This is a genomic window from Candidatus Methylacidiphilum fumarolicum (genome assembly GCF_949774925.1).
Classification (GTDB): domain Bacteria; phylum Verrucomicrobiota; class Verrucomicrobiia; order Methylacidiphilales; family Methylacidiphilaceae; genus Methylacidiphilum; species Methylacidiphilum fumarolicum.
On the sequence record NZ_OX458932.1, the window covers coordinates 1,132,181 to 1,157,969 of the forward strand.

The following is a 25,789-nucleotide window of genomic DNA, read 5'->3' on the forward strand; positions in this document are numbered from 1 at the left end:
AGATGATCTCGGAAAGAAATATGGGAGCGGGTTTGTGGAGTTGCTCTCTAAGCTCTTTAAAAATATCATAAGGAGGGAGGGAAGAGACGGTAACATCTACAGCTGATCGGTAAGCATACAAAGAATACAGTTAAAGCAAGATGCATCCGCAAGCATAACCTGTGGAAGAAAAAAGGGTGGAGCCGGTTACGCGAGGTGCTGGCAGAAATAGAGAGGTGGTTAAACAAAAGCCTACAACAACTCCTCAAGCTACGCAGCCTTTCAGCACTTGTTTCTGAGTATCTACATATATATGGGAACGCTCCAAGTAAAGAGCTTTCCTGGATCATAATCTAGATGCAGACTGGGGCGCTTTGGGAGCAAATCGAATTGCTGGCGCCTGGGGGAGGTTCCCATCGATAGAAGGTCCATCCAGCCTATAGCTCTCAGCTTTGTCTGCGGTGTGAGAATGTCTATCCGAAGAACCCCACTGGACACAAGTTTGTATGCTGGCAGGGCGGGTATGCGAGCTATTCGGATAGGGTGGGCGCATACAACTTCAAAAAAGATCGGAAATCTGGAGATTCTTTCGTGGACGCCGCAAAACCGGCTGTATGCGATGCTTTTGGAGAGGTTTATCTGTAATAGCAGGCACCCCTTGACTGGAATCTCGATGAGGGGGGACTGTTCTAGGGCGTAGACTTCTGGTACTGGGGAGGTGTCCTCTTTGATTGTTAAGATGACAGGTTAATTCTATCCCGCTCACCCCGAAGAATGCAACGGTCTTGGTAATCCCTGGACCTCCAGGCCAAAACCAAGGCGAAAAGAACGAATTCTGGTCAGGCGTAAGCAAGCCCATAGGATGTTTTTAGGAACAATCAACTAAAGGGCTTTTTTTCTTAGGAGGGTCGAAAACCTATTTGTTATTCTAACCATCTGTTTTTTGTGATTTCATTGCTTTTAGGAAGTTGGTTCCTAAGTTCCACAAAGGCCCAGGGAATTTTTTTAATTCTTCAAGAACTGCTTCCAAGGAAGTGATAAAATAGTTGATTTCTTCATCTCCGATGATCAAAGGAGGAAGGCATTTGACAATGTCCAGATTGTTTGCTGCGACTTGACTCAATATTCTATGTTCAGACATAAGAGTGGAAACAACTAATTGAGGGAAAAGCCCTTTGTCCATTGAATGAATGGTCTTCCATGCCATTTTTCCAGTGATGGACTTGGGTTCACCAAATTCGATAGCAATCATAAGTCCTTTGACCCGTACTTCTTTAATCCAATCATATTTTTTTTGGAGACCAATCAAAGCCGTTTCAATCTTTTCTCCGCAGTTTTTGGAGTTCTCGATTAAGTTGTTTTCCTCTAGTATAGATAGGGTGGCAAGACCACAAGCACAGGCGAGGTTATTCCTCCCAAAAGTTGAGGAATGAACGATACATCTATCGAGCCGATTAAAGACTCTTTGATAGATTTCTCTTCGAGTAGCTATAGCCCCACAAGGCACATAGCCACCACTTAAAGCTTTTGCAAGAGTTACAATGTCTGGCTCAAGGTTCCAATGTTCAAATCCAAACCATTTTCCCGTTCTCCCTAAGCCTGTTTGAACTTCGTCACTAATCAGCAAAGTGCCATATTTTCTACATAATTTTTGAGCTTCCTCAAAGTAATTATCTCTTGGAAAATAAATTCCTTTTCCTTGGACAGGTTCGAAAAGAAAAGCAGCCACATCTCCCTTTTTTAGCTCATGTTCTAGACCATTTAAATCTCCCATAACGACATGTTCACAGCCGGGTAAAAAAGGACCGAATCCTTCATGAAAATAGGGATTCGCTGAAACGGATAGTGAACCCATACTTAATCCATGAAAAGAGTTAGTAAGAGAAAGGATTCGTGGCCGCCTTGTAGCAGCCCTAGCAAATTTTATAGCCCCTTCTATAGCTTCTGTCCCACTATTACATATAAAGATGGCATTCAGATGAGAGGCTCCACAGGCTTCAAATCGTTTTACAAGAGCTTCAGCAAGGAGACCACTCAAGAGAGCTGAATCCATCTGGACCATATTCGGCAAATCCAAATCGAGGACCTCTTCGATCACTTTTTTTACTTTCGGATTATTTCTGCCAACAGCAAAAACGCCAAAACCTCCAAGAAAATCCAGATATCTGTTGCCTTCTTTATCAAAAAGATAAGCACCCTGTGCTCTTGTATAAATTTTATCAAACCCAATGATCCTTTGAACCTGAACTAGAGTTCTATTGATATATTGATAATGAAGTGAATAATTTTCACCCATTCGAGATTCTATAATTTTTTTTATATCCATCAGCTTTTCCCTATTTAAAAATCTTATTTTTTTCTAATAATGCTTGTTGATCAGAATCAAAAGACAATTTTTATTTTATCTACTAAACAGGAAAAGAATTTTTAATCTTTCTCTTTGAAAAAAGGATTTGTCTCTTTTTCTTTCTGAATAGTTGTTGACGGACCATGCCCAGGATAGACAACGGTTTGAGGAGGTAAAGAAAAAAGATAGTTTTTAATTCCTTCCATAAGGGCAGAGAAATTTCCATTTGGAAGATCTGTTCTCCCTATAGAGCCAGCAAAAAGAATATCCCCACAAAAGACAGCATGCATCCTTGGGACATAAAAAGCAACACTCCCTGGACTATGTCCTGGAATGTGAAAAAGGATAAATTCTACTCCATTGCATCCCCAATGCACGCTTCCGCCTGCAAGTACAGGTAAAGCAATGATTTCCTCTGGAGGGGCTACGGCTCCTTTTATACCCATATAGGCAACACCTCCGGAATTTTGGACTAAATTAAAATCGGAAGGATGAACATAGACAGTGCAATGGAAAGTTTTTTCGATTAAACGAGCTTCCCATATGTGATCGAAATGTCCATGGGTAAGAAGAAGACTATCGACTTCAATTTTCTTCTGCTTAAGAAATGAGGTAATGCCCTGTGGGGCATCAATACAAATATAACCATGCTTTCCAGAGATGAGATACGCATTGGTTTGGAGTTCTCCTCCTGTATAAATAATTGGTTCTTTCATAACTATTTTTTCCAACTGATCTTGTTTATCCTGGCTTTTTGAACCTCTTCAGCATAAATTTTTGCTGGATTTTCTCCAAAAACATCAATTTCTTTCCTATAGAGTCCGTTTTGGAAATCTACAGAATATAAGCCAAATCGGGGTGAAAAAGATCCCCATTCGTAGTTGTCAACCAAAGACCAATAAAGATAGCCAAAAAGCGGTGCTCCTTCTTTTCGCAGTTTGTTTACGATCCGGACGTGCGCTCGAATATAGTGACTTCTTAATACAGAATCTCTTCTTTTTTCCATCATCCCTGAAGGGGTATAGCGGTAAGCTAGCCCATTTTCAGAAATCATTAAAGGTAAATGGTAATGGGTAAGTTGATGCGTAACAAAGGCCAATCCTTCAGGAAGCATTCTCCAATCCCACCATTTGCTTGTAAAAGCTTCCATCATCCATTCATGGAAAGTTTTATTGCGTTTTGGTAATTCATCATTCCATCTTGGCCATCGCAAGGCGTGTTCGACAAAAGGATCATAGTAGTCAAATGCGATGAAATCAAAAGGCCTTTGTTTAGAAGCATAAATGACTTCGAGTAGTTCTTTCCAAGCGCTTTCGAAGGAACAGGCATAAGCGAGAAAATGTTGCGCTTTTTTGAGAAGAAAACCTAAGGCTTTTCGAGCAAGAGAAATAGAGCTAAATCGTGCTTTATCGAAGGCTGAATCTAACTGTCTAGCTCTATCCCAAAGATAAGAGAAGAGTTTTTGTTTTTTGATACCAAAATAGTTAGCGTGCAGAAGATCTAACCAGGCTAAATCCAGCCAATAGAGGTTACTGGAATAGTTGTTGAAACTGACATAGGGTTTTAAGCCATAAGATTTATAAAGAGAGTGAATCAGAAAATAAGCTTTGGAATGAGCTTCGAGTAGATGGATTAAACAGGTGGTGGCTGCATGAATCCCCCGGTTTGATCCGGAAGGAAAATACCCGTACAGATAATGACAGGTTGCGAGCATATTAGGCTCGTTGACGGTAAGGAAAAATCTTGGAGGCTCACAATGAAATTCTTTCGGCAGATGTTCCAACAGATATTTTATAGTATAATCCACATAATGTAAGTAATGATCAATAGTGGATCGATGAATCCATGCATCAAGTCCTAACCAAGCAGGATGGGTAAAATGATGGAGGGTAACCACGGGTTCCAATCCAAGAGCTCTACAATGGGCTAGGATTTCAGCGTATCTAGCCAGAACAGTTGGATCAAAAGGAGGGGGTTCTAAAAAGGAAGGATTCTCAGGATGAGGTAAATCATAGACTGGTTGTATCCGGCTCCAACTTATCCCTAGCCTAAAGGCATTAAGCCCCAGGTCCTTTGCTCTTTTTAAATCCTCTTCAGCCAAGTTCCAAAAATTGCAACTTTTCCCAGAAGGTTCGACCTGATTATCCCGTTCCGCCCATGCCCAATTATTCAGCGGTTCGCCTTCCCCATTCATTCCTCCTTCATGTTGGTAGGGGGATGTGGCCACGCCCCATAAAAATTCATGATGAGGCCATTCAAAGGATAAATTTTTTTCGTTTTCTCTGAAGTGGTGTTTGGAGGCAACGGGTCTCGTAACCATAACGATCTCCTTTGTATTGACCAAACAATTTTCAATAAAATAAATTAAAACATTCGATTTTTAATTGGTCGAATCAATGGAAAAGAGTCATGCATGTTCTTTTTGTCCTGGTGACAAGCAGACTGGTTCAGGGGGATTAAGCTCGTCTTCCAACAAAATTTTGACAATCTTGTATGCAGCCTTAGGGGTACTGTGTTTAAACGCATTTTTTCTCATTTGTTGCAATTTTTGGGGATGGGAAAGAAGATAACTTACTTTGTAGGCTAATGTTGTAAATTCATTACATTTTATGGCCACTCCTTTTTCTAAAAGATAATCGCTATTAAATTCTTCTTGACCTGGTATTGGGGAAATAATGATCATTGGTAAGCCCATGGCCATAGCTTCTGAAGCGGTTAATCCTCCTGGCTTGCCAATGAAAAGATCTGCTGCATCCATCAATTTGTGCATCGATTCCGTAAAACCATATATTCTAATAGTATGATTAGAAAGGTTTGAGGCTTTTGTTCGAATCTTTTCTTCCATTTGCGGGTTTTTGCCGCAGACTATAACAACCTGTATTGGCATTTGCAATGTTTCTAAAGACTCGAGGATGGCCTCAGCAGGACTCACTCCAAGGGCTCCAGCTGAAATCAAAATTACAGGGAGCTCCGGATCAAAGCCAAGGCTTTTTTTCGGCTCAATCTTGCTTGGAGAAGGCTTGAATATGGGATCAATAGGAATACCACTGAAAATGATTCTTTCTTTGGGAATGCCGAGATTGATCAGATGGATTTTGCTTTCTTCGTTGGCAACAAAATACCTATGAAAAACTCGGCAAAGCCACATTGCATGGCAATGAAAATCCGTCACAACGATCGAAAGCCGACAATCTATTTTTTTTTGAGAAATTAAATAGGAAATAATCTCTGCAGGTAGAAAATGAGTACAAACGGTCACTTGAGGCCGGTACCTAGAAATAAAATCGATAAGTGGTTTGGTATTCAATCGATCGAGCATGAGTCTCATTTTATCGGTTTTCCAAGGCTCGTCGGTTGTTCGATACCACCAACCGAGAAAAGAGGGGGCTCTTTCAACTAGCTGGATATAAAGTTTCGAATAAAAGTCTCTGAAAATTTTGTTGGTAAATTTTAAAGCATCTACGCAAATCACCTGTCCAACCCTTGGATCTTCAAGAAAGGCCTTTTCCAGTGCTTCCGCAGCACGGACGTGGCCGGTGCCGGCACTTGTTGATAGGATTAGAACTCTTATTGATTCTAGATTTTTCACTTATCTTTTGGATTAATAAAAACTATTTTTTCTGTTGTTGCTCTTGCGGTTGATTGTTTCTTAAGAGTATCACGCGGCTGTGTCCATCCACAAACATCTGATTGGTGTTTCGAAAGATTGTAATCACATTGCCTGTCACATGGTCTTTATTTTCTTCAATCACTTCGGGATTGCCCGTTAATATTAACTTATCTTCTGGAACAATATATTCCATTTGAGAAGCTTTGGCAGTCCTTTTTTCTTGTATGAGCACTGCGTCTCCTTTGGCAATAAGTCTTTTGATTTCAGAACCGCTTTCATCAAAGAAAACGGTCATTTCATTAGATCGCATTTTAAAATTATTCGCTATAGTGATGACATTGCCACTAAAGAATCCTTGATGGTTGTTTTGATCCATTCGGAAAGTATTCGATGTGACGACTGTAGCGTCAGGGTTGGAAAGCAGTTCTGGTGGGTTTTCTTCTGGAAATTGACCAAAGACATTTAATCGGAGAAAGAAAAAAAGGAGTAATAATAAAAAGGATTTCATCGCTCTATGGAATTTAGGGTTTTTTTTCAAGGTTTCCACGAAGAGGGAGTGCTCCAGTTCGAAGCGAAGGGGTCGGTGCATGGCTAGGAGAAGAAGGCTCTTTTTTTTGATTCGATTTTCCAAGGGGTAGTTTATAAAGAACCATACGGACATTTTCCCGAAAAATTCCTTTTCTGTTGTCGATTTCCCAATCCATGATGTTAGAGGTAAGCTTTAGATCTTTCCTTTCAATTTCAGCTCCATTCTTTGTGGAAAGCCTATTGTCCAATTTCCAAAAGTCGCATCGAGGAGAGAGGATAGTAGTAGTGACTCGATCGTTATCGAAAAGTTCGATTTTCATTTTTCTTATTTCTATTCTGTTCACACTAACGGCAACTGCTTCTTCTCCATGTATGGTTGCTTGTAGTTTTCCTTCTGCATTTCTCTGGGGTAAAATGAAATTTTTTATCACTGCTCCTAAAGGCAATGAGGGGGAATCGGCAAAAAGCTCATGCTCAAGGAAAAATAGAAAAACAAAAAGAAAAACATTAAGGAATGGCTTCATGGATTTTTAAAAGGCATTCAAGCATTTGATCCACTTTGCCCAGTGGGATCATTGTCGAGGCATCTGACATAGCTTTTTCTGGATAAGGATGCGTTTCAAAAAAAAGTCCGTCAATGCCAATAGACACAGCCGCTCTGGCTAAAGGGAAAGCCATAGCTTCTTCTCCTCCTGTTTGCTTGCCAAGTGCTGAAGGTCGTTGGACTGAATGGGTGGCATCAAAGATAACCTTATGTTTTTTAGACCGCATTCGAACAATCCCTCGCATATCGACAATAAGATCATGATATCCAAAACAGCTCCCCCTTTCTGTAAAAAAGAAATTTTTGCAGCCCACCCATTGGAGCTTTTCAGCTATAAGATCAACGTCATCGGGAGCTAAAAATTGTCCCTTTTTTACATTGACAATTTTTCCACTTTCTCCGCAAGCCAGGATTAAATCGGTTTGCCTGCATAAATAGGCAGGTACTTGAAGGATGTCAACGATCTGAGCTACCGGTTTTACTTGATCTGGAAGATGCACATCAGTAGTGAGGGCGCAGCCCGTTTTTTCTTTGATTTGTGATAACATGTTTAACCCTTTTGCCAGTCCTGGACCACGAAAAGAATTAATGGAGGAGCGGTTTGCTTTGTCAAAGGAAGACTTAAAATAAAAAGGAAGCTGGTATTTAGTTGTAATTTTTTTTAGTTCAAGGGCAGTATCTATAAGAAGTTCCATCGATTCGATCACGCAGGGACCAGCGATGACAATAAAAGGCTCTTTTTTTGCATTCATGACAGTTCCTCTAAAAGGAATATTACTCTAAGAATGGGTTTTCTTTCGGTATTCCAGTGAAGCTTTTAAAAAGGCTACAAATAATGGATGTGGAGAATTAGGCCTGGATTGAAATTCTGGATGGAATTGACAACCGACAAACCATGGATGATTTTCTAATTCGATAAGTTCTACTAGCTCTCCGTTTTCTGTTGTACCAGATATCTTTAAACCGAACTTTTCAAGTAGGGACTTATAGGCCACGTTAAATTCGTAACGATGCCTGTGCCGTTCTCTAGAAGTATCCCGTCCATAGGCTTCATAAGCTTTTGTATTGGGAAGGAGTTTGCATAGAGAGCTACCAAGCCGCATGGAGCCTCCAAGGCTAGAAAGTTTCTTTTGTTCCTCAAGCAAACAGATCACAGGGTTTGATGTCATACTTTCAAACTCCGAACTATGGGCATCGGTCAATCCAACAACATTTCGGCTAAATTCAATAATAGCGGTCTGCATACCAAGACATAATCCAAGATAGGGAATAAGATGAAGACGTGCATATTTTGCTGCCTCTATTTTCCCCTCAATGCCACGACTGCCAAAGCCTCCAGGAACCAATATTCCATCTGATCCTTGAAGTAGCGTTTCGGCTCCTTTTTCTTCGATTTCTTCAGCATCCACTTTTTTGACTTCAACCCCACAGGAAAGAAATGCCCCCGCATGAGTCAACGCTTCATAGATACTTTTATAGGCGTCCTGATGACCGATATATTTGCCTACTACTGCAATAGAAAGCTTATGCGAAGGATGCATAATTTTTTCAACAAAAGCTTTCCAATCTGTTAAATCGGCTTCAGGCAGATCGAGTTTCAAATACTTGCAGACAAGAGCATCCAGTTTTTCTTTCTGAAGCATCAGAGGAACTTCATAAATAGTATGTTGAACATCTAACTCTTCGATGACCCCTTCAATAGAGACATTACAGTAGAGAGAAAGTTTTGCCCTCACTTCCTCCGTCAGGGGATGATCGGATCGGCAAACGAGAACATGAGGCTGAATGCCTATTTCTCGAAGTTTAGCAACACTCTGCTGGGTTGGTTTTGTTTTGAGCTCTCCTGCAGCCTTGATGTAAGGAACATAGGTGACATGGACGAACAAAGCATGATCAGAACCAACTTCCAAAGCCATCTGTCGTATAGCCTCAAGAAAAGGAAGTCCTTCAATATCTCCGGTGGTGCCCCCGATTTCAGTGATCAAGATGTCGCAGCCGCTACTTTCTGCTACTCGCATAATTCGGTTTTTTATTTCATTGGTCACATGAGGAATGACTTGAACGGTTTTGCCTAGGTATTTTCCTTGTCTTTCTTGTTGAATGACCGTTTCGTAGATTTGTCCTGTGGTCGTATTGTTAAGCTTAGAAAGTTTGACGTTTGTGAATCTTTCGTAGTGACCAAGATCTAGATCAGTTTCTGCCCCATCTTCAAGGACATATACCTCACCATGCTGATAAGGATTCATCGTTCCAGGATCAACATTGAGGTAAGGATCTAGTTTCTGTAAGGAAATTTTGACTCCTCTTCTTTCTAACAGAGTTCCCAAGGCTGCTGCTGTAATGCCTTTACCCAGAGAACTAATCACTCCACCTGTAACAAAAATATATTTCATAGCAGCTCTTTATTATGTTTAAGCATTTGGTCAGCCTTCGACAAGTCTTCAGGGGTGTCTATAGCCACAGTTTGATAGGCAGTAGAAACCACGCGAATAGGAATTCGGTTCTCTATTGCCCTGAGTTGTTCTAAGGATTCCACTTGTTCTAATATTCCATATGGAAGAGAAATAAATTTTTGTAAAGCCCATGATGAAAACGCATAAATACCCACATGTGCCAGTAGAGAACAATTGATCGTTTTATTTTTCAGAAAAGGTATTGGTGCTCTGCTAAAATAAATGGCAAAACCATCCACATCGCAAACAACTTTTACGACATTAGGATTTTTCCTTTCGGAGTCCTCCATAAGTTTTCTTGCTAGGGTGGCAATGGGAGCTGCTCCCATGCCCTCAATAAGCCTGTCTATTTCTTTCCCAGGCAGAAAGGGTTCGTCTCCTTGGAAATTTATATATCTGTCCGCCTGATACAAAGCGGCTACTTCAGCAACTCTATCCGTTCCAGAAAGATGGCTCGATTTAGTCATCAACGGTTCCCCACCGAAACCTTTTACTACGTCAAAAATTCTTTGATCATCAGTGGCCACAACAACTTTCTTTGCTCTTTTACATTCCATAGCCCTTTCCCAAGCCCATTGAATGAGTGGTTTGCCTCCTAGCATCGCTAATGGTTTGCCAGGAAACCTACTTGAACTCCATCTAGCAGGAATAACAATGATGGTTGTCATGAAAGATTCAGGATGAGATTTTGCTTCTATCAAAAAAAAAGCTGAGGTTACTCATTTTCTACAGAAAGAATTATATCAATGGCTTCAAAAAGAGAAGAAGTCACATAGGTCGCAAGCCGACAGGCTACAAACGCATCGAGGTTTTTTCTTCCCAGGTTTATAAAAATAGTTTTGCATCCACTGTTTCTGCCGCAAAGTACATCGGCTAGTCTATCTCCCACAAAAAAAGATCTGCCAAAATCGATTTCATATTCTTTAGCAGCCTTCCAAATCATAGTCGGTTGTGGTTTTCTGTCCCAAGTCATTTCTTGGGTAGGTCCTTCATAAGAAAGATAGATCTTTTCAAAAAATCTACCACCAACCATTTCTAATAGTCTCTGATTTACCTTTTCAACGTCCTCAGTAGTCAAAAGTCCTCGGGCAACACCCGATTGATTCGAAACGATGAATAACAGAAAACTCGCTTTTTGAAGTCTTAAAAGCTGTTGATCCAAGCCATGGGGAATTTCTATCAGTTTTTCGTTTTTTAAATAGGGTATATTTTTGATCAGCGTGTCATCTCTATCAAAGAAAACAGCCTTGTTCATAGTCTAGTGTCGATCGTATGAGGGGAGGATAAAATGCTTTGTTTGAGTTCGGCAGGAGTGCATGTGGCGGTTCCTAGTTTACCAACAACAACCCCCGCCCCATGATTGGCAATAAGAGCTGCTTCAAATCCAGTGGCTCCGGCTGAAAGTGCAAGGGAAAAAAGACTGATAGCTGTATCTCCAGCTCCAGAAACATCGAAAACCTCTCTAGAAACAGCCGATATGGTTTTGGGTTTTCCTTCCTTCTCCAATAGAAGCATTCCCTCTTCCCCTAAAGTGACAAGGATGTAGGAACAGTGCCATTTTTTTTGAAGTATTTCGGCAGCTTCCCTAATCTTCGTCAGATCTTCTTCATGAACATCTGGAAAGCCTGCAAGAGCTATTGCTTCTTTTCTGTTTGGCTTAACAACACTCACGCCTGTCCAGTTGAGGCGGTTATTTGAATGGGGATCCACAGCAACAAAGATGTCCTTACCTTTGGTATGATTTAAAATAAAATCGATGATCGTTTGATCAAGTAATCCTTTGGCATAATCTTCGATAATGATAAGATCTTTAGAATCCAATTCCCTTTCCAAGTAAAGCAAAATATTCTGCGTAATTTCCTTAGGGATTGGTTCTTTTGTTTCCCTGTCCACCCTAACAACCTGTTGTTGCCTTCCGAAAATTCTTGTTTTTTGGGTCGTTTGCCTGTTTTGGATGATTTGAATGCCAGACAGGTTGCATCCAAAATTTTCCAAAGATTGAAGCAATTTTTTCCCTGCCTCATCTTCTCCAACAACTCCTAAAACAGAAACCTCTTTTGTAAATTCCAGCAGATTCCGAGCCACATTAGCTGCGCCTCCAGGAAAATAGGAACATTTCTGGACTTCTACGATTGGTACAGGAGCCTCAGGAGAAAGACGGGAAACTTTCCCCCAAACAAATTCATCGAGCATGAGATCTCCAATAACCAATGCCCTTAATTTTGAAAAACGAGCTAAAAAATGGTCGATGGCGTTAGCAGAAAAAAACATAATAAAGCATGCAAGATTTATAATAATGAGTCCAGAATATGAAAAATCATTTTTTAGCTTATATTTTTAAACCGTTTTTTTTGAATAAACCTTAATTAAATTTCAAAAGACTATGAAAGTGGAGCAAATGGACGACAGAAAACAGGTGAATAAAAAGGTCGGGTATTTGGGACCCGAAGCGACTTTTTCTCATCTTGTAGTCAAGAAAAGATTCCCTGATTGGCAACACCATTCTCTGGGCTCTATAGAGGATATTATTGAATTTGTCAAGACATTTGCCGATGGAGAAGAAAGGATCGGATTGATTCCAATCGAAAATTCCACTGGAGGAATGATTCTTGAATCGGTTGATTTGCTTTTGGAAGAAGACTTCCATCTTTATATTCAAGAAGAGCTTTCGTTGAATGTCCAATTAGCATTGATTGGAAGAAAAGGTCAAGAAATCAAAGAGATTTATTCCCATCCTACTCCTCTTTTTTATTGCAGGAAATGGCTGAAAACAAAATTTCCACTCGCTAAAATACAAAAGACTGCTAGTACTTCAGAAGCAGCGAGAATAGTTTCTGAAAATCCTTATTCTGCGGCACTTTCAACTCGTTTAGCTTCAGAAATTTATAAGCTTGACATCCTTGAGTTTCCTGTACTTGAAGGCAATGTCAATCTCACCCAATTTTTTGTCTTAAGTCTTTTTCCTTATTTTGGATCTACTGCCGAAACCACTATAGTTTTTTCAGTAAAAGATGAACCTGGAAGTTTGTGTTCATTTTTAGAACCTTTCAGGGATGGGAAATTGAACATCAAAAGGATTGTTTCCAGGCCTATTCCTGGAAAATTGAATACGTATCTATTTTTGTTATCGGTTCAAGCAGGCAAAGAGTCGGTTGCTTTGGAAAAGGCTCTTCAAAAGGCAGAAAAATTTGCCATTTGGATTAAATCTTTAGGGTCTTATCCCATAAGAGAAACCTTTAATGTTTAAAGCCAGAATAACTTCCTACCACCATCCTTCTCCCCATCCTGTTGTCCATGGTTCAAATCCAACCGGTTCCCATACATTTTCTAGAATGGTTTTTGTGGGAACTTTTGGGGTATAAGAAGGGAGCGATTCTTTGGGCCATAGAAAAAACTCCTCCCCTTCTACGATTAAATAATGTGGGGTCTCTATACTAGTTTTAAATGGAGAGACGATCTTTCCAGCAACTGTAATCGTTTTGCCGGTTGAATAGACTTTGGGATCGACTTTTCCTCTGTACCATAGATAGAATTTTCCTTTGGAAGGAGATTGTACTATTGGCTTGTCTGTTGAGGGATCTAAAGGTTTTTGAATAACCAACATCAAACTTTCTCCTTCATGGTTCATACATCGTTGGATGACTCCCCCTAAAAGAACATTTTGGCCGATGAATGCGCTAGGACGAGCTGACAATAAAGAAAATGAGGGTTGTTTGCTAGCTTTGTGACGATAGGATCCTGTCATGGGGCTGATCGAACAGCCTCCAAGTAGGAAAAGGCTAAGAAAAAAAAATAACATTTTTTTTGAATTGCCAATCCAAATATTCACTTTCAATAGAATAGATATGTATGGTTAATGAAAGAGTTCATTGACATTTCATCGTTTGAAAGAAAACTATCAAAATGTTTTTAAAAAGAAAGATCTAAATGGTAAGGGTAGCTCTTATTCAAAGCATTGGAGCTGTTGATCCAACTCAAGGACTGGCTCATCATTTGGAACTAATTAGCCAAGCTAAAGAACTCGGCGCAGAGATTATTTGTACTCAGGAACTTTTTAAAACTCGTTATTTTTGTAATCGAATTGATTCTGAATTTTTTAGTTGGGCTGAAGACATTAATGGTCCTACCCTTCAGTGCTTCATGGAAATTGCTAAAAAACTTAATGTTGTATTGATTGGATCGATTTTTGAAAAGCGGGCTCCTGGATTATATCATAATACGGCTATTGTAGTGGATGCAGATGGAAGCTATTTGGGCTGTTATAGAAAAGCACATATTCCGGATGATCCAGGTTATTTTGAAAAATACTATTTTACAGCTGGAGAGAACGATTTTCCTGTTTTCCAGACCCGTTATGCAAGAATTGGAGTCTTAATTTGTTGGGATCAATGGTTTCCAGAAGCAGCTAGAATCGCTGCCTTAAAGGGGGCTCAGATAATTTTTTATCCTACAGCTATCGGTTGGCTTGTAGAAGAAAAAATGGTCTTTGGACAAGATCAGTTGACCGCTTGGCTAACTATTCAGCGAGCACATGCCATTGCCAACGGAATTTTTGTAGCTTCCATTAATCGAACTGGGCTAGAAGGTGACGAAAAGAGTCGCTGTATTGAATTTTGGGGGAGAAGTTTTTTGGTTGATCCCTTTGGTAGAATCATCAAACAAGCTGGAGAAAAAGAAGAAATTCTGGTTGGAGAACTGGATTTTAGTCTCATAGAGAAGACAAGAATAAATTGGCCTTTTTTACGTGATCGGAGGATCGACCTTTATGAACAGATCACTCGAAGATATTTTCCTTAATCCTGTAGCTATTTGCTAGATCCATGCATACCGACTCTTTCAGAAAAAAAAATTCTCCTACAGCTTCATTATTCCGCTTTATGTTCCCAGCTGAATGGGAAAGGCATAGAGCAACTTGGCTTACTTGGCCTAGAAAGGAAAGTATTAGTTTTCCAGGACTTTTCCAAGCAGCTGAAGAAATCTGGGTTCAACTGGCTTTGGCTATCTCCCAAGATGAGTTGGTGAGAATAAACGTGTTTGATAAAACGCAGTTTGTTGAGGTAGAAAATCTAATCAAAGAGCGGGGGGGAGCAATCAACAAAAAAATTTTCTTATACGAAAATCCCGCATATGAACCATGGTGTAGGGATCATGGGCCGATTTTTGTACGCAACGAAGAGGAAATAGCGATTGTGGATTTTATTTATAATGCCTGGGGTGGAAAATATCCCCCCTATGATCTGGATGATCGTGTTCCTGAAAGAATTGGAAAATACCTAGGTATGCGGGTTTTTTCCCCTGGGATTGTTGTAGAAGGAGGGGCTATCGACTCCAACGGCAATGGTGTGCTTCTTGCTTCCAGAAAAAGTATTGATAATCCCAATAGGAATCCTGGAGTTGGCCTAAAAGAAATCGAAAAGATATTTTATGAATTTCTTGGAATAAAGAAAGTTATTTGGCTAGAGGCAGAAATCATGGGGGATGATACCGATGGCCATGTGGATCAGTACAGCAGGTTTGTGAGTGTAAATACCATAGCTTGCGCATTTGAAAGAAATGCTTCGGATAGCAATTATCTTAGTCTTCGAAAGAATATCGAACAATTAACTAAAGAATGTGATTACCACGGGAAGCCTTTTGAAATTGTCGAAGTGCCAATGCCAAATCCTGTCATAAGAAGTGGGATGAGATTGCCCGCTTCGTATTTAAATTTTTATCTGACAAATCATTCCCTCTTTATTCCTATTTTTGAAGATCCAATGGATGAAATAGCTCAAGAAATTTTGCAAGGTCTTTTTCCCGAAAGAAAAATTTGTCCTTTTTTTGCCAAAGATTTAGTTTGGGGATTGGGAGCCATTCACTGCATAACTCAACAAGAACCTGGTTGGTAAGAAAAGATAGAAGAGAACCATAACATGATTTATCATCTTTCTTTGAAAGCTGTGGCTTTTGGAACCGGATTCATACATCTGCTACTAGGAGCGATCGCTTTTTTATACCCCTCCTCTTTTTGTCGATTCCTTAAAAATTTTCCTAGAAATGATTTTCTAGGCAAGGTGCTAATGGGTACTTCGGTACTATGGGTCATAATATTATTGGCGACAATGGATCTAGGTGAATATACGCAGTATAGGATTTGGTTTATCCTTTTTGCTTTTGTATTTGGGACACTGGTAATCGTGGCTATAGAGGACTTCATTTCCCTAAGGGCCTTGGCGCTTTTGCTTCTGTTGGGAGCAAATGTCATTTTAGATGGCACATTTTTAAGTATGCGAAGCTGGCGGATTCTGCTTGTGCTCTTAGCTTACGGCTGGATAATTGTGGGCGTTTTATTCGTTGGTATGCCTTTTCTCGCTAGGGATAAGATAATGTACTTCTGTTCTTCAGAAAGAAAGATCAAATTGACTGCTCTTTTCACTCTCATTTTTGGCCTGATATTATCTTTGCTTGGTTTTATCGATGCATAAGATCTTTTATAAAGACAGAATGCTGATCATCAGGGGTGGAGGCTTGGGGGATTTTATACAGACTTTACCAGCCGTTTATATTTTAAAGAATCAGGCGCAACCTTCCAAGCTGGATCTCCTTGGAACTCGTAGATTTGGGATTCTAGGCGAAAATCGATACTATTTTGATAAGGTTTACGATATCGGAGAAGCTTCTTTTACCCCTCTTTTTTCTCAAGATCTTATCCCCAGATTGGCCCTTAGAGACTATTTTGAGTCGGTTGACATTGTCCTCTGTTATACCCCTGATGAACAAGGGATTTTGAGAAAAAATCTCTATGCTTTAGGAGTTAAGAAAGTGATTTACTGTCCACCTTTCAGAGGCGTAGGAAATGTTGTGGAATGGCTTGCTAAGCCCATTATGGAATTAGGCATCATAAATTCTTTAGACTGTCTTCCTCCACCAATGATATTTCTCTCTAAAGATGATGAAAGAAAGGCATTAGCCTTATTATTTGGCATAGAAAAGGAAAATGTGAAAATAGCTATTCATCCTGGAAGTGGGAGCCAGAAAAAATGTTGGCCAGTAGAAAATTGGATCTCTTTTTGTCAACGCATACAAAAAATGGGCTGTCGTCTTCTCTTGATAATGGGGCCAGCTGAAATGGAGAGAAAAGAGTTAAGTGAGATTCCAGCTGATGTAAGAATAATAAATCAAGATCTTCCTTCTGTGGGTGCTATTCTCAAATTGTGTAACTTATTCTGTGGGCATGATAGCGGTATAACACAGTTGGCTATGGCTGTTGGATGTCCTTCGATTGCTTTATTTGGTCCAACTGACCCCACTATTTGGATGTACCCAAGACTAGACAAAAGATTCAAAATATTGTGGAATAAAGATAGCAGACTAACATTTAGCGTAGATGAAGTTTTTAATTGTTTTTTAAAATGTTTAAAAGAAGGTATTTAAAATGACCAGATTCATATACTTGGATAACAATGCTACTACTCCTGTTGATCCTGAAGTCCTTAAGGAAATGGTTCCATTTTTTTCTGTCTACTATGGGAACCCTTCCAGTCCTTATCGACTAGGGCAGGAAGCCAAGCAGTATGTAAAAAAATCAAGGATTGCTCTTGCTCGATTTTTAGGTTGCGAAGAAGAAGAAATTGTTTTCACTAGCTGTGGGACTGAATCAAATAATGCTGCGATTTTGTCTGCGCTTCGAACAACAGGGAAAAAAAGAGTCATTACAACGGCCACGGAACATTCCGCCATTTATGAGTTATGCGTTGACTTGGAGAAAAGAGGGTTTGAAGTTCTGAGAATTGGGGTGAATGCATCTGGTTTATTAAAGCTGGAAGAGATAGAAAAACTTCTGACTGCGGATACAGCTATTGTCTCTGTTATGTGGGCAAATAACGAGACCGGTGTGGTTTTTCCTGTCGAGCAAATCGCAGCAATGTGTCAAGAAAAGGGGGTGTTATTTCATACCGATGCGGTGCAGGCGATTGGGAAAATTCCGATTGATCTATCAAAGGTTCCCGTTGATTTTCTTTCTTTGACTGGTCATAAGTTTTACGCACCAAAAGGGATTGGTGCCTTGTTCATTCGTAAAGGAAAACAGTTTGAACCTTTTATGCGAGGAGGATCTCAAGAGATGCATCGTCGGGCTGGAACAGAAAATGTCCCGGCCATTATTGGAATGGGTAAAGCTATAGAGCTCCTCTCTCAGAACATGGAAGAAGATAATAAGCGGATTTTGCAGCTTAGGAATCTTTTAGAATCGAGAATCTTAGAAGAAATTCCTTTTACGAGAGTCAATGGCGATAAAGAGCATAGAATTGTTAATACGACAAATATCTTTTTTGAGGGCGTAGATTCAGAAACCCTTCTTTTTGATCTTGACCAAAAAGGCATCTATGCTTCTGGTGGATCGGCTTGCACAACAGGTTCATTGAAGCCATCTAGGGTATTGACAGCCATGGGTCTAAATCCTATAGAAGCCAAATCAAGTGTTCGTTTTTCTTTAGGAAGGTATAATACTGAAGAAGAGATCCATAGAGCTGTTGACGAGATTAAAAATTCTGTGGAAAAAATAAGAAAAAAATTACCGAGGTCTTCGTAGTTCATCTTTTTTTCTTGAGCAACAGTTTTTAATCATTGGACATACCTTTTCAAACCATCTGTGAGATGTTGCTAGAATGCCTATGTCTTCAGGGATGGGAGTGTACTTCAGTTATCAAAAAAGTTGGATGATAATGTAAAATATTTATATAACTTATTTATATAACTTATATTAGTAGGCTTTCATGCTAAAAGGTTCGATAGAAGATATTCTTTCCATAGAAAATTTAAGAAATACGCTTTTCCCGGTAACCCGCAATAGAATTTTCATGGCTCATGCGGCCGTTTCTCCTTTGCCCGCTCCTTCGGCAGAAAAGATATCAGCAGCCGCATTTGAGTCTTCTGATTGGAGCCAAGAAACAGAATCATTTTTTGAAACCATTACAAAAGCCAGAGAAACAGCTGCAAAATTGATCAATGCTAAGCCCTCCGAAATAGCTTTGCTAGGTCCTACCGCTCTTGGACTTAATTTGGTAGCCAATGGCATCCCATGGAAACCAGGGGATGAAGTTGTCTATTATCCAGATGATTATCCGACCAATGTCTATCCATGGAAAAATCTTGAAAAATTTGGGGTTAAAACCGTTCCTTTATGTCCTGAGGAACCAGGCAAAATAACTTTGCCTCTGCTTTTAAATGTCCTTAACTCCAAAACAAAGCTTGTAGCCCTTGCTAGTTGTCATTATCTTTCAGGTTATCTTTTGGATTACAAAGAAATTGGCAAAGCGCTTCATGATAGGGGCATTTTATTCAGTTTAGATGGGATACAGTCCTTAGGCATTTCAACCATGGACGCTGAATATTTTGATTTTCTCAGTGCTGATTCTCATAAGTGGCTTCTAGGTCCTCTTGGAGCTGGGATATTCTATTGCAAAGAATCTTTACAAGACTACCTAGCTCCTTCTTTGCTTGGAGCATGGAATGTCAAGTCTCCCCATTTTATTGCCCAGGAAACTATGGAATTAGAAAAAGGAGCTCGACGCTATGAAAGTGGGGCTCTCTATGCCTTAGGCATTATTGGAATGGAGGCTTCGATGGATCTTTTGCTTGCCATCGGTATAGATAAAATCAGAGAAAGGATTCTTTTTCTGCATCAGTATCTTAGAGAAAGTCTAAATCGAATTGGTTGGAAATGCTTGTCTGATGATTTTCCCATTGAGCGATGTTCTGGAATAGTTTCTGCAACAGCAGCTGGTGTTGATCCTACAGAACTGCTTGCCAAATTAAAATCTCAAGGAATAATAATTTCTTTTCGGATGGATAGGAATAAAAATTGGTATATTCGGTTTTCTCCGCACTTTTATAACACCGAAGATGAAATTAATAGAGCCATTGAAATCCTGTCTCATAAAGACTGAGATTTCCTTTGTATTGGAAAGAGGTTATGCTTTTTGACTATCATCTTCATACTCCACTGTGTGGCCATGCTGTTGGAGAACCGTCGGAGTATGTTAAAGTGGCAATAGAAAAGGGACTAATAGAAGTGGGGTTTGCTGATCATAATCCTATGCCACATTATTTCGACAACTGGAGAATGTCTCTTGACCAGCTCGATGAATATTTCCAACTGATCGAAGAAACAAGAAACAAATTTCCAAATTATCCTATTAGACTTGGATTAGAGTGTGATTTTCTTTTGGGTTATGAAAAGCATATTCAGTTTTTATCGACTTTAGCTCCCTGGGACTATCTTATAGGCTCCGTCCACTATATTTCCAAGGATTGGGACATTGATAATCCCTCAAAATTAAACAAATGGGATGAATATTCAGTTGAAGCCGTCTGGACCGAATATTTTTCTTTGTATACAAAGATGGCTTGTTCGGGACTTTTCGATTTTTTGGCACATCCTGACTTGGTAAAAAAATTTAACCGGAAACCCCAACAAGATCTTTCTTTTTTTTATAAAGAAGCTATTAATGCGATGGCTGATCATCATCTTGCTTTTGAAATTAATACGGCGGGTCTCAGAAAGCCAGTTCAAGAAATCTATCCAGAAAAACGCTTTCTAGAAATGGCTTATGAAAAAAAAATTCCTATTTTAATTTGTTCTGATGCCCATAGTCCTGCTGAAGTCGGCAGTGACTTTGATAAAGCTCTTTGCCTAGTCAAAGAGGTAGGTTATAGCGAGCTGACGCTATTCAATTCAAGGAAAAAAGTCGTTTATCCTTTATAAAAAAGATGCAAATTGACATCGATGGTGTCATTCTTTGCGGAGGGCAAGGCAAACGGATGGGGGGAAAAGAAAAGGGGCTTTTACTGCTTAAAGGAAAACCATTATTTGTTTATGCTGCTGAAAAACTTGCACCAAGGGTAAAAACCCTTTGGATCAGTGCCAACCGTTTTCTCGATGAATATGCTAAATATGGTTGGCCTGTTATAAAAGACTGTGTAGAAAAGCTGGGACCATTAGGAGGGATCTATTCAGTTCTTCTGCAAATACAAAGTCCTTTGTTGTTCGTTCTTCCATGTGATTGTCCTTTTTTTGAAGTTGGATGGGAGAAAGTCATTCTAGAAAAACTCCTTTCTTCTTCTGCTTCGGTTGCTTATATTTCGGATGGACAAAAAGAACAGTTTCTTTTTGCTCTTTTTAAAAAATCTGCATTGTCACCGCTAGAAGAATACTTGCTTTCAGGACAGCGGCAAGTCGAAGGTTTTTATCGAAAGGTTGCAGCACTTAATGTGAATTGGGCTGATGCCTCGCAAAGATTTTTTAACATTAATACTCTTGAAGCATTTGAGGAAGCCAATAAGATGTTTGATTGGATGGATAAAAAGTTAAGTGAATGCAAAAACAAGCTATAGCTATTGTTGGCTTTGTAGGGAGAAGCGGTTGTGGAAAAACCACACTAATATGTAAACTTGTTGCATTGCTTACTTCTAAAGGCTATAAAGTTGGGGCTTTAAAGCATGCCCATAAAGGATTTCAAATGGATTGTCCTGGAAAAGATAGTTTTAAGTTTAAAGATTCTGGAGCTTCAAGCGTCTGTATCATTTCGGAAAAGCAAGCGGCAATGATTGTGGATTGTGAGTGTTCTCAACAAATGATTCTCAATGCATTTTTTGATCTGATGCGATCTTTTAGGTATCATTTTATCTTAATCGAAGGTTTTAAAAAGGATCCATTCCCGAAGTTTTGTTTTATCGATAGGATTGAACAAGGGGAAGAAGTGTTGCAAGAAACAGATAATTGCCTTGGATTTATTACAGAACAAAGAGCACCGATAAGTTCTTATAAAAACTTACCCGTTTTTTTTAGAGACGATGCATCGGCTATAAGTTCTTTTTTGTTAGATGCCAGACTTCCTTTACTTTAGGTCGTTGAAAGAAAACAAAAATTAAAGATGAATCAGCAACCTCTTACTTATATTCCCATTGCTCAAGCCTTAGAGATAATAGAGAAAACTATTAACGAAATTAAAGGGGATAAACTACTTTCCTTAGAAGAATCATTAAACTCAATCACTGCTGAGGATATTTTTTCCCCTATTGCCTTTCCTCCTTTTGATATCTCTATGATGGATGGGTATGCTTTTTGTTCAGAAGCACTTTTAGAAAATAAAGAAAAAGAGTTTTTAACGGCAGCTGAAGTGTATGCAGGTATGCCCATTTTGGAAGATTTTCATCCCAATCAATGCGTTAAAGTAGCCACAGGGGCAGTTGTTCCTAAACCCTTTGATCTGGTTGTCGTCCAAGAAGAGATTCATGCTGAGAATGGCCGAATCAAAATAAAAGGTTCCTATAAAAAGGGTGAAAATATCCGAAAAGCCGGAGATGAAATCAAAAAAGGGGAATTGCTTTTTCATAAAGGGATAAAAGTAGATCCCAGAACGATCAATCTTTTAGCAACTTTAGGTATTACTCACCTAAGAGTGAAACCCAAACCGGTTGTGTACTTGTTAAGCACGGGGACTGAACTTAAAACAGTTGGGGCAACTCTTGAGATGGGCCAGCTTTATGATAGCAATAGGATTTTTCTATCCAATGCTTTAAAGGAGCTTGGAGTGGAGGTGATTGGTGGAAATATAATAGCTGATGATATGGAAGAACTAGAAAAGGAAATGGATAAGGCCAAGAGGTGCAATGCCAATCTTATATTATCTACTGGAGGATTATCTGTTGGAGAAAAAGATTTTGTTGCTAGGTTTATTGATACACAATGTAAAGTTTATTTTAAAAAAATTGCTATTAAGCCTGGCCGTCCCTTCTCCTTTGCTTCTTTTCATGGAATTCCATTTATAGCTCTTCCTGGGAATCCTGCAGCTGTTGTGGTCTGTTTTTATGAACTGGTAAGAAAGGCTGTTGCCAAACTCATGGGATGGTCTAGGAATCCGTTTTTAAAATTTCAGGCGCATCTAGCAATGGATGTAGCAAAAAAACAGGGGAGAGCAGAATACTATTTTGCAAAAGAAGAGGATTGCCGAGGCAAAATAATGGTTCATCCGGTGTCGTTGACAGATCCTTCAGGGGTTTTTTCTGCGACAAAAGCAGATGTTCTTATTTGTTTGGCTCAAGATTTGAGCCTCGTCCCCAAAAATACACTTGTAGATTGTATGCGACTTTGATTGGCGCTAAGCTATTATTCTGACCGATCACTTTTTATTGATGTTCTATACAAAAATTTCGTAATGACTTCTTTAAAATCATCATTGAATAGTCTTAATTCATGATTGGCATTAGGAATGACCCACCAAAATTTAGGATTTTTTGCCGCATCAAAGACTCTTTGAACCATATTAATTGGCATTCTGACATCCTGCTCGGCAGCAAGAATGAGAAGGGGACAATCAATGTTCTTTGCCGCCTCTACACAATCAATTTTATGAGCATCAATACCATAACTTCTTTTGAGATGCCATGAAACGATTGGAACCATTGGATACTCGCTTAGTCTAAATAGTACCTTAGCATGGGTTATTAAAGCATTATAAAGAGTGTCAAATGGGGCATCGGCTATTATTGAACTGATTTTTCCATTAAGTTTTGATCCGGCAAGAAGAGCTGTGACCGCCCCAAGAGAAGTTCCCCAAAGAATAGGGGAAGTATAACCTTTTTTTTCTAGTTCTTCTATCCAACTTTCTATATCCATGCTTTCTTTTAACCCTAAGGTAACTACAGTAGGATCACTTTCACCATGACCTCGTAAATCAATGGCAAGAACAGGAAATTCTAGCGTATGCCCTAGTTGGATATAACTCATCATAAATTCCTTATTGGCTCCTAATCCATGAATAACAATGATTGGGGATTTCTTATAGGGAAAGCTTGGTGGAGGAATAAACCAAGCCGCTAGTCCTATATTGTCTTTTGATAGAATTTTCCAGTTTTGATATTTTAAACCAATCAATTCAGGATTTAGATTCGGGCTTGCTGCAGGCGGTACAGTCACAGCGAGATTCGCTAAAACTTTGCCAAAAAAATACAAGCCTAAAACAAGAATAGAACCAGAAAGAATTACAAAGCCAAGGAAGAAAAGAAGAAGAGAAAATAACATAGGAAGTATTGGAACCAATCTATTACGATTGGAAAAAAGTCATTAATCTTTGCTTTTTTTTGTTCATACTATAGAGAGGCTACACACTGACAACAAGAAAGAATAGGACTTGGAAGCCCTTCGCTTTACATTCAGTCTCCTTCAGATAAACTGATCTCAACGGTAATTAATCCTCTAAAATCACCCAGCTTATATCCAGTCGCTTCATCTAAGGGATATCTTTTCTGCAATTCTTCTTTAAGAGATGGACTCATCTGGCTTAGAGATCCGTGGCAATTTAAACAAATATTGCCAATAAAAAGTGGTTTATAATATCGATATTTAGTGTTCCAATTTTGTTCTACTTTCTGGACATAACTAGAAGGAAAAGGCTCATGTCTTCTCTGAGCCTCTAAAAAAATTTCGAGGGCCTCTTTTTCTGGATAATCGGGTTTGTTAAGAGGATTTCTTATCTTATCAGAGGTCCTTTTTAAAAGGGTAATTCTTGCACCATGCTTTTCTTTTACTTGATCTGTCAAAGCTAAGGCTTGTAAATTGCAATATTTAAGGGTCTCTATTGGCCCGACTTCCTTAAGTTTTGTTGTTAAAATATTTTTAAGAGATTCTTGAAGTTCTTGTGCTATAGGAGCGGCAATTTTTTCGATTGTTTGATTTTTTTCCATCGAAGCAATGCTTGTTACCGGTTCCTGTTGAGAGTGGCAAATGAAGGCAAAAGAAAAATAAAGAAAGAAAAAGCACGACAACCCCAAGGATCTCTTAAAAATAACTAGATTCCATTTCATATCATAAATCTTCCTTTATGTTGCATAAAAAGGCTTAAGAGAGCGCCTATACCGTTAACTATCAAATATGATCCAATGAGATAGGCAATGGCATTTGGAAAAAGAAAAAGAAGAATGGCTATAGCTATAGGGAAAAAGCTGAAAAAGGATGGTCCTATTGTTAGAAATGTCAAAAGTCCAAAAAGGACAAAATGCAAAGCCACTAGATAAGCTATCAAGTTGGGAAAAAGGAAAATCAGTAGACCGCATAAAGCCGTCCAAAGACAAAATAGGAGAGGAAGATGGAAAAAGAAACCAAAAACAGAAAAAAGAAGCAGATAAGAAGCAATTAAGAAGTAGAGGAAATGAGGCTTAACAAAAAGAATAGATCCAAATAACAAAGAGAGGAGTGCTTGAATCCAGAATTTTAATGAATTATGCATTTATAAAGAATTGTTTTGCCATAGGGAGAAGTTTTTGAAATTTTAAAGTTAGTTAAAATTACTCTTTTGATTCGTTGAGCTTTTTGACCTCTTCTAGGATTTCTTGTGCATGAGTCTCAGGTTTGACTTTTAGGTTACGCCAAACAATTTTCCCGTTTCTGGCCAAGAAAGACTGCCTTGAAGCATGGCCGTTTTTTTTGGTAACTCCAAATTTTTCCACAAGTTTTCCTTCAGGATCTGCCAAAAGAGGAAAGGGAAGATGGTATTTTTCTTTGAAATTTTTTTGAGCCTCTTTTGTATCCATACTAATACCGAATATTTTAATTCCATGATCTATCAACATTTTATAATTATCTCTTAAATTACAGGCTTCTTTAATGCAACCAGGTGTATCCGCCTTGGGATAAAAATAAAATAAGAAGGTTCCTTTTTTAGCAATAGATTGTAAAGGAATACTATTGCCATCTTGGTCAACAGCAATGACATCAGGAACATCGGCCCCAATTTCCAATGGTAATGTAGTCTGATTCATATCAATAACTTATAAAAGAAAGAAAAAAAAAGAAAACGAAAAAGACTACTTCTCAATCAATTGCCATTGTATTTTTTCTTTTTCCTCGATTTAATTGTTACATATGAAAATCTTTTTCTTTTCTTTATCTCTTTTGCTTTTTAGCTCTCTCTGTTTTGAAACTTTTGGCAAAAATCCAACTGACCCTCTTCAAAACCGCCAACATGAAAACGCCAACGCTAACACTAATGCATCTACTTTTAATACATCAAAAGATAGAAAGGTTGCGGATTTAAAGAAAAAACACAGTCGGATAGAAAAAATATTCAGTGATTGGCAACAAGCAGTTGCTAAGCAAAACCGGAAAGCAGCTGCAGCCCTTCATCAAGAGTATCTTCGAGAACAACAGGATTTTTTAAAACAATGGAACCAATGGGAAAAAGAAGCTCAAGAGCAGTTGAAAAAAGCTGAAAAGACGATTGGAAAAGAAGCAGGAAAAATTCAAAAAGATATGGAAGAAGCATCACAAGACACAAAGACCAAATAAAACT

At 39.0% G+C, this 25,789-nt stretch carries 28 protein-coding genes and 1 pseudogene; 14 read left to right on the plus strand and 15 right to left on the minus strand.

The genetic code is table 11. The features are described 5' to 3' along the window. Window positions 1-414 precede the first annotated feature (414 nt). A pseudogene (locus QOL44_RS11280) lies at window positions 415-624 on the plus strand (hypothetical protein); the annotation flags it as partial. A gap of 283 nt (window positions 625-907) precedes the next feature. Here the strand turns inward: QOL44_RS11280 and QOL44_RS05160 are convergent. The 11 genes from QOL44_RS05160 to QOL44_RS05210 form a co-directional block, all read right to left on the minus strand. Further along, window positions 908-2,305 (minus strand): aspartate aminotransferase family protein, encoded by a 1,398-nt coding sequence (locus QOL44_RS05160; RefSeq protein WP_009058852.1) that lies wholly within the window; start codon window positions 2,303-2,305, stop codon window positions 908-910. A gap of 101 nt (window positions 2,306-2,406) precedes the next feature. Further along, a complete protein-coding gene (locus tag QOL44_RS05165; protein ID WP_009058850.1) occupies window positions 2,407-3,042 on the minus strand; it encodes an MBL fold metallo-hydrolase in 636 nt (211 codons plus the stop codon). A 2-nt stretch (window positions 3,043-3,044) separates the two neighbouring features. Beyond that, on the minus strand, window positions 3,045-4,646 hold the full coding sequence (locus QOL44_RS05170) for a glycoside hydrolase family 1 protein (RefSeq protein WP_009058848.1): 1,602 nt from the start codon (window positions 4,644-4,646) through the stop codon (window positions 3,045-3,047). Between the two features lie 87 nt (window positions 4,647-4,733). Continuing rightward, window positions 4,734-5,915, minus strand: coding sequence for an MGDG synthase family glycosyltransferase (locus QOL44_RS05175; RefSeq protein WP_009058846.1), 1,182 nt, complete (start codon window positions 5,913-5,915; stop codon window positions 4,734-4,736). A 22-nt stretch (window positions 5,916-5,937) separates the two neighbouring features. Next, the gene (locus QOL44_RS05180) at window positions 5,938-6,444 is read right to left on the minus strand and encodes an LptA/OstA family protein (protein WP_228343205.1); all 507 of its coding nucleotides are present in this window, start codon (window positions 6,442-6,444) and stop codon (window positions 5,938-5,940) included. Between the two features lie 13 nt (window positions 6,445-6,457). Then, the gene (locus QOL44_RS05185) at window positions 6,458-6,988 is read right to left on the minus strand and encodes a hypothetical protein (protein WP_009058843.1); all 531 of its coding nucleotides are present in this window, start codon (window positions 6,986-6,988) and stop codon (window positions 6,458-6,460) included. After that, on the minus strand, window positions 6,972-7,760 hold the full coding sequence (gene kdsA, locus QOL44_RS05190; protein ID WP_009058841.1) for a 3-deoxy-8-phosphooctulonate synthase: 789 nt from the start codon (window positions 7,758-7,760) through the stop codon (window positions 6,972-6,974). Before kdsA ends, QOL44_RS05185 begins: the two co-directional genes overlap by 17 nt. A gap of 27 nt (window positions 7,761-7,787) precedes the next feature. Then, the gene (locus QOL44_RS05195) at window positions 7,788-9,401 is read right to left on the minus strand and encodes a CTP synthase (RefSeq protein ID WP_009058840.1); all 1,614 of its coding nucleotides are present in this window, start codon (window positions 9,399-9,401) and stop codon (window positions 7,788-7,790) included. Next, window positions 9,398-10,162: a 3-deoxy-manno-octulosonate cytidylyltransferase gene (gene kdsB / locus QOL44_RS05200; protein WP_228343204.1), complete on the minus strand. Its 765-nt coding sequence runs from the start codon at window positions 10,160-10,162 to the stop codon at window positions 9,398-9,400. Before kdsB ends, QOL44_RS05195 begins: the two co-directional genes overlap by 4 nt. A gap of 14 nt (window positions 10,163-10,176) precedes the next feature. Next, window positions 10,177-10,716, minus strand: coding sequence for a D-glycero-alpha-D-manno-heptose-1,7-bisphosphate 7-phosphatase (locus QOL44_RS05205; protein WP_009058838.1), 540 nt, complete (start codon window positions 10,714-10,716; stop codon window positions 10,177-10,179). Continuing rightward, a complete protein-coding gene (locus QOL44_RS05210) occupies window positions 10,713-11,732 on the minus strand; it encodes a bifunctional heptose 7-phosphate kinase/heptose 1-phosphate adenyltransferase (protein WP_009058837.1) in 1,020 nt (339 codons plus the stop codon). Before QOL44_RS05210 ends, QOL44_RS05205 begins: the two co-directional genes overlap by 4 nt. 112 nt (window positions 11,733-11,844) lie before the next feature. Here QOL44_RS05210 and QOL44_RS05215 point away from each other — a divergent pair, with 112 nt between their 5' ends. After that, on the plus strand, window positions 11,845-12,708 hold the full coding sequence (locus QOL44_RS05215) for a prephenate dehydratase (protein WP_009058836.1): 864 nt from the start codon (window positions 11,845-11,847) through the stop codon (window positions 12,706-12,708). Window positions 12,709-12,723: 15 nt separating this feature from the next. Here the strand turns inward: QOL44_RS05215 and QOL44_RS05220 are convergent, their stop codons facing one another. Continuing rightward, on the minus strand, window positions 12,724-13,260 hold the full coding sequence (locus QOL44_RS05220; protein WP_009058835.1) for a Slp family lipoprotein: 537 nt from the start codon (window positions 13,258-13,260) through the stop codon (window positions 12,724-12,726). 128 nt (window positions 13,261-13,388) lie between these two features. Between QOL44_RS05220 and QOL44_RS05225 the strand changes: the two genes are divergently transcribed. From QOL44_RS05225 to QOL44_RS05270, 10 genes are all read left to right on the plus strand, one after another. Beyond that, entirely contained in the window at window positions 13,389-14,258 is an 870-nt protein-coding gene (locus QOL44_RS05225) for a carbon-nitrogen hydrolase (RefSeq protein WP_009058833.1), read from the plus strand. Between the two features lie 80 nt (window positions 14,259-14,338). Continuing rightward, the gene (locus tag QOL44_RS05230) at window positions 14,339-15,349 is read left to right on the plus strand and encodes an agmatine deiminase family protein (protein ID WP_244235735.1); all 1,011 of its coding nucleotides are present in this window, start codon (window positions 14,339-14,341) and stop codon (window positions 15,347-15,349) included. Window positions 15,350-15,373: 24 nt separating this feature from the next. Beyond that, window positions 15,374-15,925: a hypothetical protein gene (locus QOL44_RS05235; protein WP_009058830.1), complete on the plus strand. Its 552-nt coding sequence runs from the start codon at window positions 15,374-15,376 to the stop codon at window positions 15,923-15,925. Between the two features lie 19 nt (window positions 15,926-15,944). Next, on the plus strand, window positions 15,945-16,874 hold the full coding sequence (locus QOL44_RS05240) for a glycosyltransferase family 9 protein (RefSeq protein ID WP_228343203.1): 930 nt from the start codon (window positions 15,945-15,947) through the stop codon (window positions 16,872-16,874). Between the two features lies 1 nt (window position 16,875). Then, window positions 16,876-18,030: a cysteine desulfurase NifS gene (gene nifS / locus QOL44_RS05245; protein WP_009058826.1), complete on the plus strand. Its 1,155-nt coding sequence runs from the start codon at window positions 16,876-16,878 to the stop codon at window positions 18,028-18,030. A 184-nt stretch (window positions 18,031-18,214) separates the two neighbouring features. Then, window positions 18,215-19,387 (plus strand): aminotransferase class V-fold PLP-dependent enzyme, encoded by a 1,173-nt coding sequence (locus QOL44_RS05250; RefSeq protein ID WP_009058824.1) that lies wholly within the window; start codon window positions 18,215-18,217, stop codon window positions 19,385-19,387. A 26-nt stretch (window positions 19,388-19,413) separates the two neighbouring features. After that, a complete protein-coding gene (locus tag QOL44_RS05255; protein WP_009058822.1) occupies window positions 19,414-20,205 on the plus strand; it encodes a histidinol-phosphatase HisJ family protein in 792 nt (263 codons plus the stop codon). 5 nt (window positions 20,206-20,210) lie between these two features. Then, window positions 20,211-20,834 carry a molybdenum cofactor guanylyltransferase MobA gene (gene mobA / locus QOL44_RS05260; protein WP_009058820.1) on the plus strand — a complete coding sequence of 208 codons (624 nt, stop codon included), beginning with the start codon at window positions 20,211-20,213 and terminating at the stop codon, window positions 20,832-20,834. After that, on the plus strand, window positions 20,816-21,346 hold the full coding sequence (gene mobB / locus QOL44_RS05265; protein ID WP_009058819.1) for a molybdopterin-guanine dinucleotide biosynthesis protein B: 531 nt from the start codon (window positions 20,816-20,818) through the stop codon (window positions 21,344-21,346). Before mobA ends, mobB begins: the two co-directional genes overlap by 19 nt. Window positions 21,347-21,373: 27 nt before the next feature. Further along, window positions 21,374-22,594, plus strand: a complete 1,221-nt coding sequence (locus QOL44_RS05270) for a molybdopterin molybdotransferase MoeA (protein ID WP_009058818.1) — start codon at window positions 21,374-21,376, stop codon at window positions 22,592-22,594. Window positions 22,595-22,608: 14 nt separating this feature from the next. On the opposite strand, the gene QOL44_RS05275 is transcribed toward QOL44_RS05270, so the two are convergent. Both QOL44_RS05275 and QOL44_RS05280 read right to left on the minus strand, forming a co-directional pair. Beyond that, a complete protein-coding gene (locus QOL44_RS05275) occupies window positions 22,609-23,523 on the minus strand; it encodes an alpha/beta hydrolase (RefSeq protein ID WP_009058816.1) in 915 nt (304 codons plus the stop codon). A gap of 131 nt (window positions 23,524-23,654) precedes the next feature. Next, the gene (locus QOL44_RS05280) at window positions 23,655-24,185 is read right to left on the minus strand and encodes a Tll0287-like domain-containing protein (RefSeq protein ID WP_228343202.1); all 531 of its coding nucleotides are present in this window, start codon (window positions 24,183-24,185) and stop codon (window positions 23,655-23,657) included. 277 nt (window positions 24,186-24,462) lie between these two features. Between QOL44_RS05280 and QOL44_RS05285 the strand changes: the two genes are divergently transcribed. Then, window positions 24,463-24,660, plus strand: a complete 198-nt coding sequence (locus QOL44_RS05285) for a hypothetical protein (RefSeq protein ID WP_153300094.1) — start codon at window positions 24,463-24,465, stop codon at window positions 24,658-24,660. A 125-nt stretch (window positions 24,661-24,785) separates the two neighbouring features. Here QOL44_RS05285 and QOL44_RS05290 read toward each other — a convergent pair whose 3' ends face one another. Next, window positions 24,786-25,259 (minus strand): peroxiredoxin, encoded by a 474-nt coding sequence (locus QOL44_RS05290; RefSeq protein WP_009058811.1) that lies wholly within the window; start codon window positions 25,257-25,259, stop codon window positions 24,786-24,788. 103 nt (window positions 25,260-25,362) lie between these two features. Between QOL44_RS05290 and QOL44_RS05295 the strand changes: the two genes are divergently transcribed. After that, the gene (locus QOL44_RS05295) at window positions 25,363-25,785 is read left to right on the plus strand and encodes a hypothetical protein (RefSeq protein WP_009058809.1); all 423 of its coding nucleotides are present in this window, start codon (window positions 25,363-25,365) and stop codon (window positions 25,783-25,785) included. Window positions 25,786-25,789: the final 4 nt, after the last annotated feature.

Excerpts from the sequence above, each read along its gene's own strand:
- QOL44_RS05215 (WP_009058836.1), top strand. The coding sequence starts at position 11,845 with ATGAAAGTGGAGCAAATGGACGACAGAAAACAGGTGAATAAAAAGGTC.
- QOL44_RS05230 (WP_244235735.1), top strand. The coding sequence starts at position 14,339 with ATGTTCCCAGCTGAATGGGAAAGGCATAGAGCAACTTGGCTTACTTGG.
- mobB (WP_009058819.1), top strand. The coding sequence starts at position 20,816 with ATGCAAAAACAAGCTATAGCTATTGTTGGCTTTGTAGGGAGAAGCGGT.
- kdsA (WP_009058841.1), bottom strand. The coding sequence starts at position 7,760 with ATGAATGCAAAAAAAGAGCCTTTTATTGTCATCGCTGGTCCCTGCGTG.
- QOL44_RS05235 (WP_009058830.1), top strand. The coding sequence starts at position 15,374 with ATGATTTATCATCTTTCTTTGAAAGCTGTGGCTTTTGGAACCGGATTC.
- QOL44_RS05180 (WP_228343205.1), bottom strand. The coding sequence starts at position 6,444 with ATGAAATCCTTTTTATTATTACTCCTTTTTTTCTTTCTCCGATTAAAT.
- QOL44_RS05210 (WP_009058837.1), bottom strand. The coding sequence starts at position 11,732 with ATGTTTTTTTCTGCTAACGCCATCGACCATTTTTTAGCTCGTTTTTCA.
- QOL44_RS05195 (WP_009058840.1), bottom strand. The coding sequence starts at position 9,401 with ATGAAATATATTTTTGTTACAGGTGGAGTGATTAGTTCTCTGGGTAAA.
- QOL44_RS05170 (WP_009058848.1), bottom strand. The coding sequence starts at position 4,646 with ATGGTTACGAGACCCGTTGCCTCCAAACACCACTTCAGAGAAAACGAA.
- mobA (WP_009058820.1), top strand. The coding sequence starts at position 20,211 with ATGCAAATTGACATCGATGGTGTCATTCTTTGCGGAGGGCAAGGCAAA.
- QOL44_RS05275 (WP_009058816.1), bottom strand. The coding sequence starts at position 23,523 with ATGTTATTTTCTCTTCTTCTTTTCTTCCTTGGCTTTGTAATTCTTTCT.
- QOL44_RS05295 (WP_009058809.1), top strand. The coding sequence starts at position 25,363 with ATGAAAATCTTTTTCTTTTCTTTATCTCTTTTGCTTTTTAGCTCTCTC.
- QOL44_RS05280 (WP_228343202.1), bottom strand. The coding sequence starts at position 24,185 with ATGGAAAAAAATCAAACAATCGAAAAAATTGCCGCTCCTATAGCACAA.
- QOL44_RS05250 (WP_009058824.1), top strand. The coding sequence starts at position 18,215 with ATGCTAAAAGGTTCGATAGAAGATATTCTTTCCATAGAAAATTTAAGA.
- QOL44_RS05205 (WP_009058838.1), bottom strand. The coding sequence starts at position 10,716 with ATGAACAAGGCTGTTTTCTTTGATAGAGATGACACGCTGATCAAAAAT.
- QOL44_RS05240 (WP_228343203.1), top strand. The coding sequence starts at position 15,945 with ATGCTGATCATCAGGGGTGGAGGCTTGGGGGATTTTATACAGACTTTA.
- QOL44_RS05290 (WP_009058811.1), bottom strand. The coding sequence starts at position 25,259 with ATGAATCAGACTACATTACCATTGGAAATTGGGGCCGATGTTCCTGAT.
- QOL44_RS05165 (WP_009058850.1), bottom strand. The coding sequence starts at position 3,042 with ATGAAAGAACCAATTATTTATACAGGAGGAGAACTCCAAACCAATGCG.
- QOL44_RS05255 (WP_009058822.1), top strand. The coding sequence starts at position 19,414 with ATGCTTTTTGACTATCATCTTCATACTCCACTGTGTGGCCATGCTGTT.
- QOL44_RS05160 (WP_009058852.1), bottom strand. The coding sequence starts at position 2,305 with ATGGATATAAAAAAAATTATAGAATCTCGAATGGGTGAAAATTATTCA.
- QOL44_RS05225 (WP_009058833.1), top strand. The coding sequence starts at position 13,389 with ATGGTAAGGGTAGCTCTTATTCAAAGCATTGGAGCTGTTGATCCAACT.
- QOL44_RS05270 (WP_009058818.1), top strand. The coding sequence starts at position 21,374 with ATGAATCAGCAACCTCTTACTTATATTCCCATTGCTCAAGCCTTAGAG.
- QOL44_RS05185 (WP_009058843.1), bottom strand. The coding sequence starts at position 6,988 with ATGAAGCCATTCCTTAATGTTTTTCTTTTTGTTTTTCTATTTTTCCTT.
- nifS (WP_009058826.1), top strand. The coding sequence starts at position 16,876 with ATGACCAGATTCATATACTTGGATAACAATGCTACTACTCCTGTTGAT.
- QOL44_RS05220 (WP_009058835.1), bottom strand. The coding sequence starts at position 13,260 with ATGTTATTTTTTTTTCTTAGCCTTTTCCTACTTGGAGGCTGTTCGATC.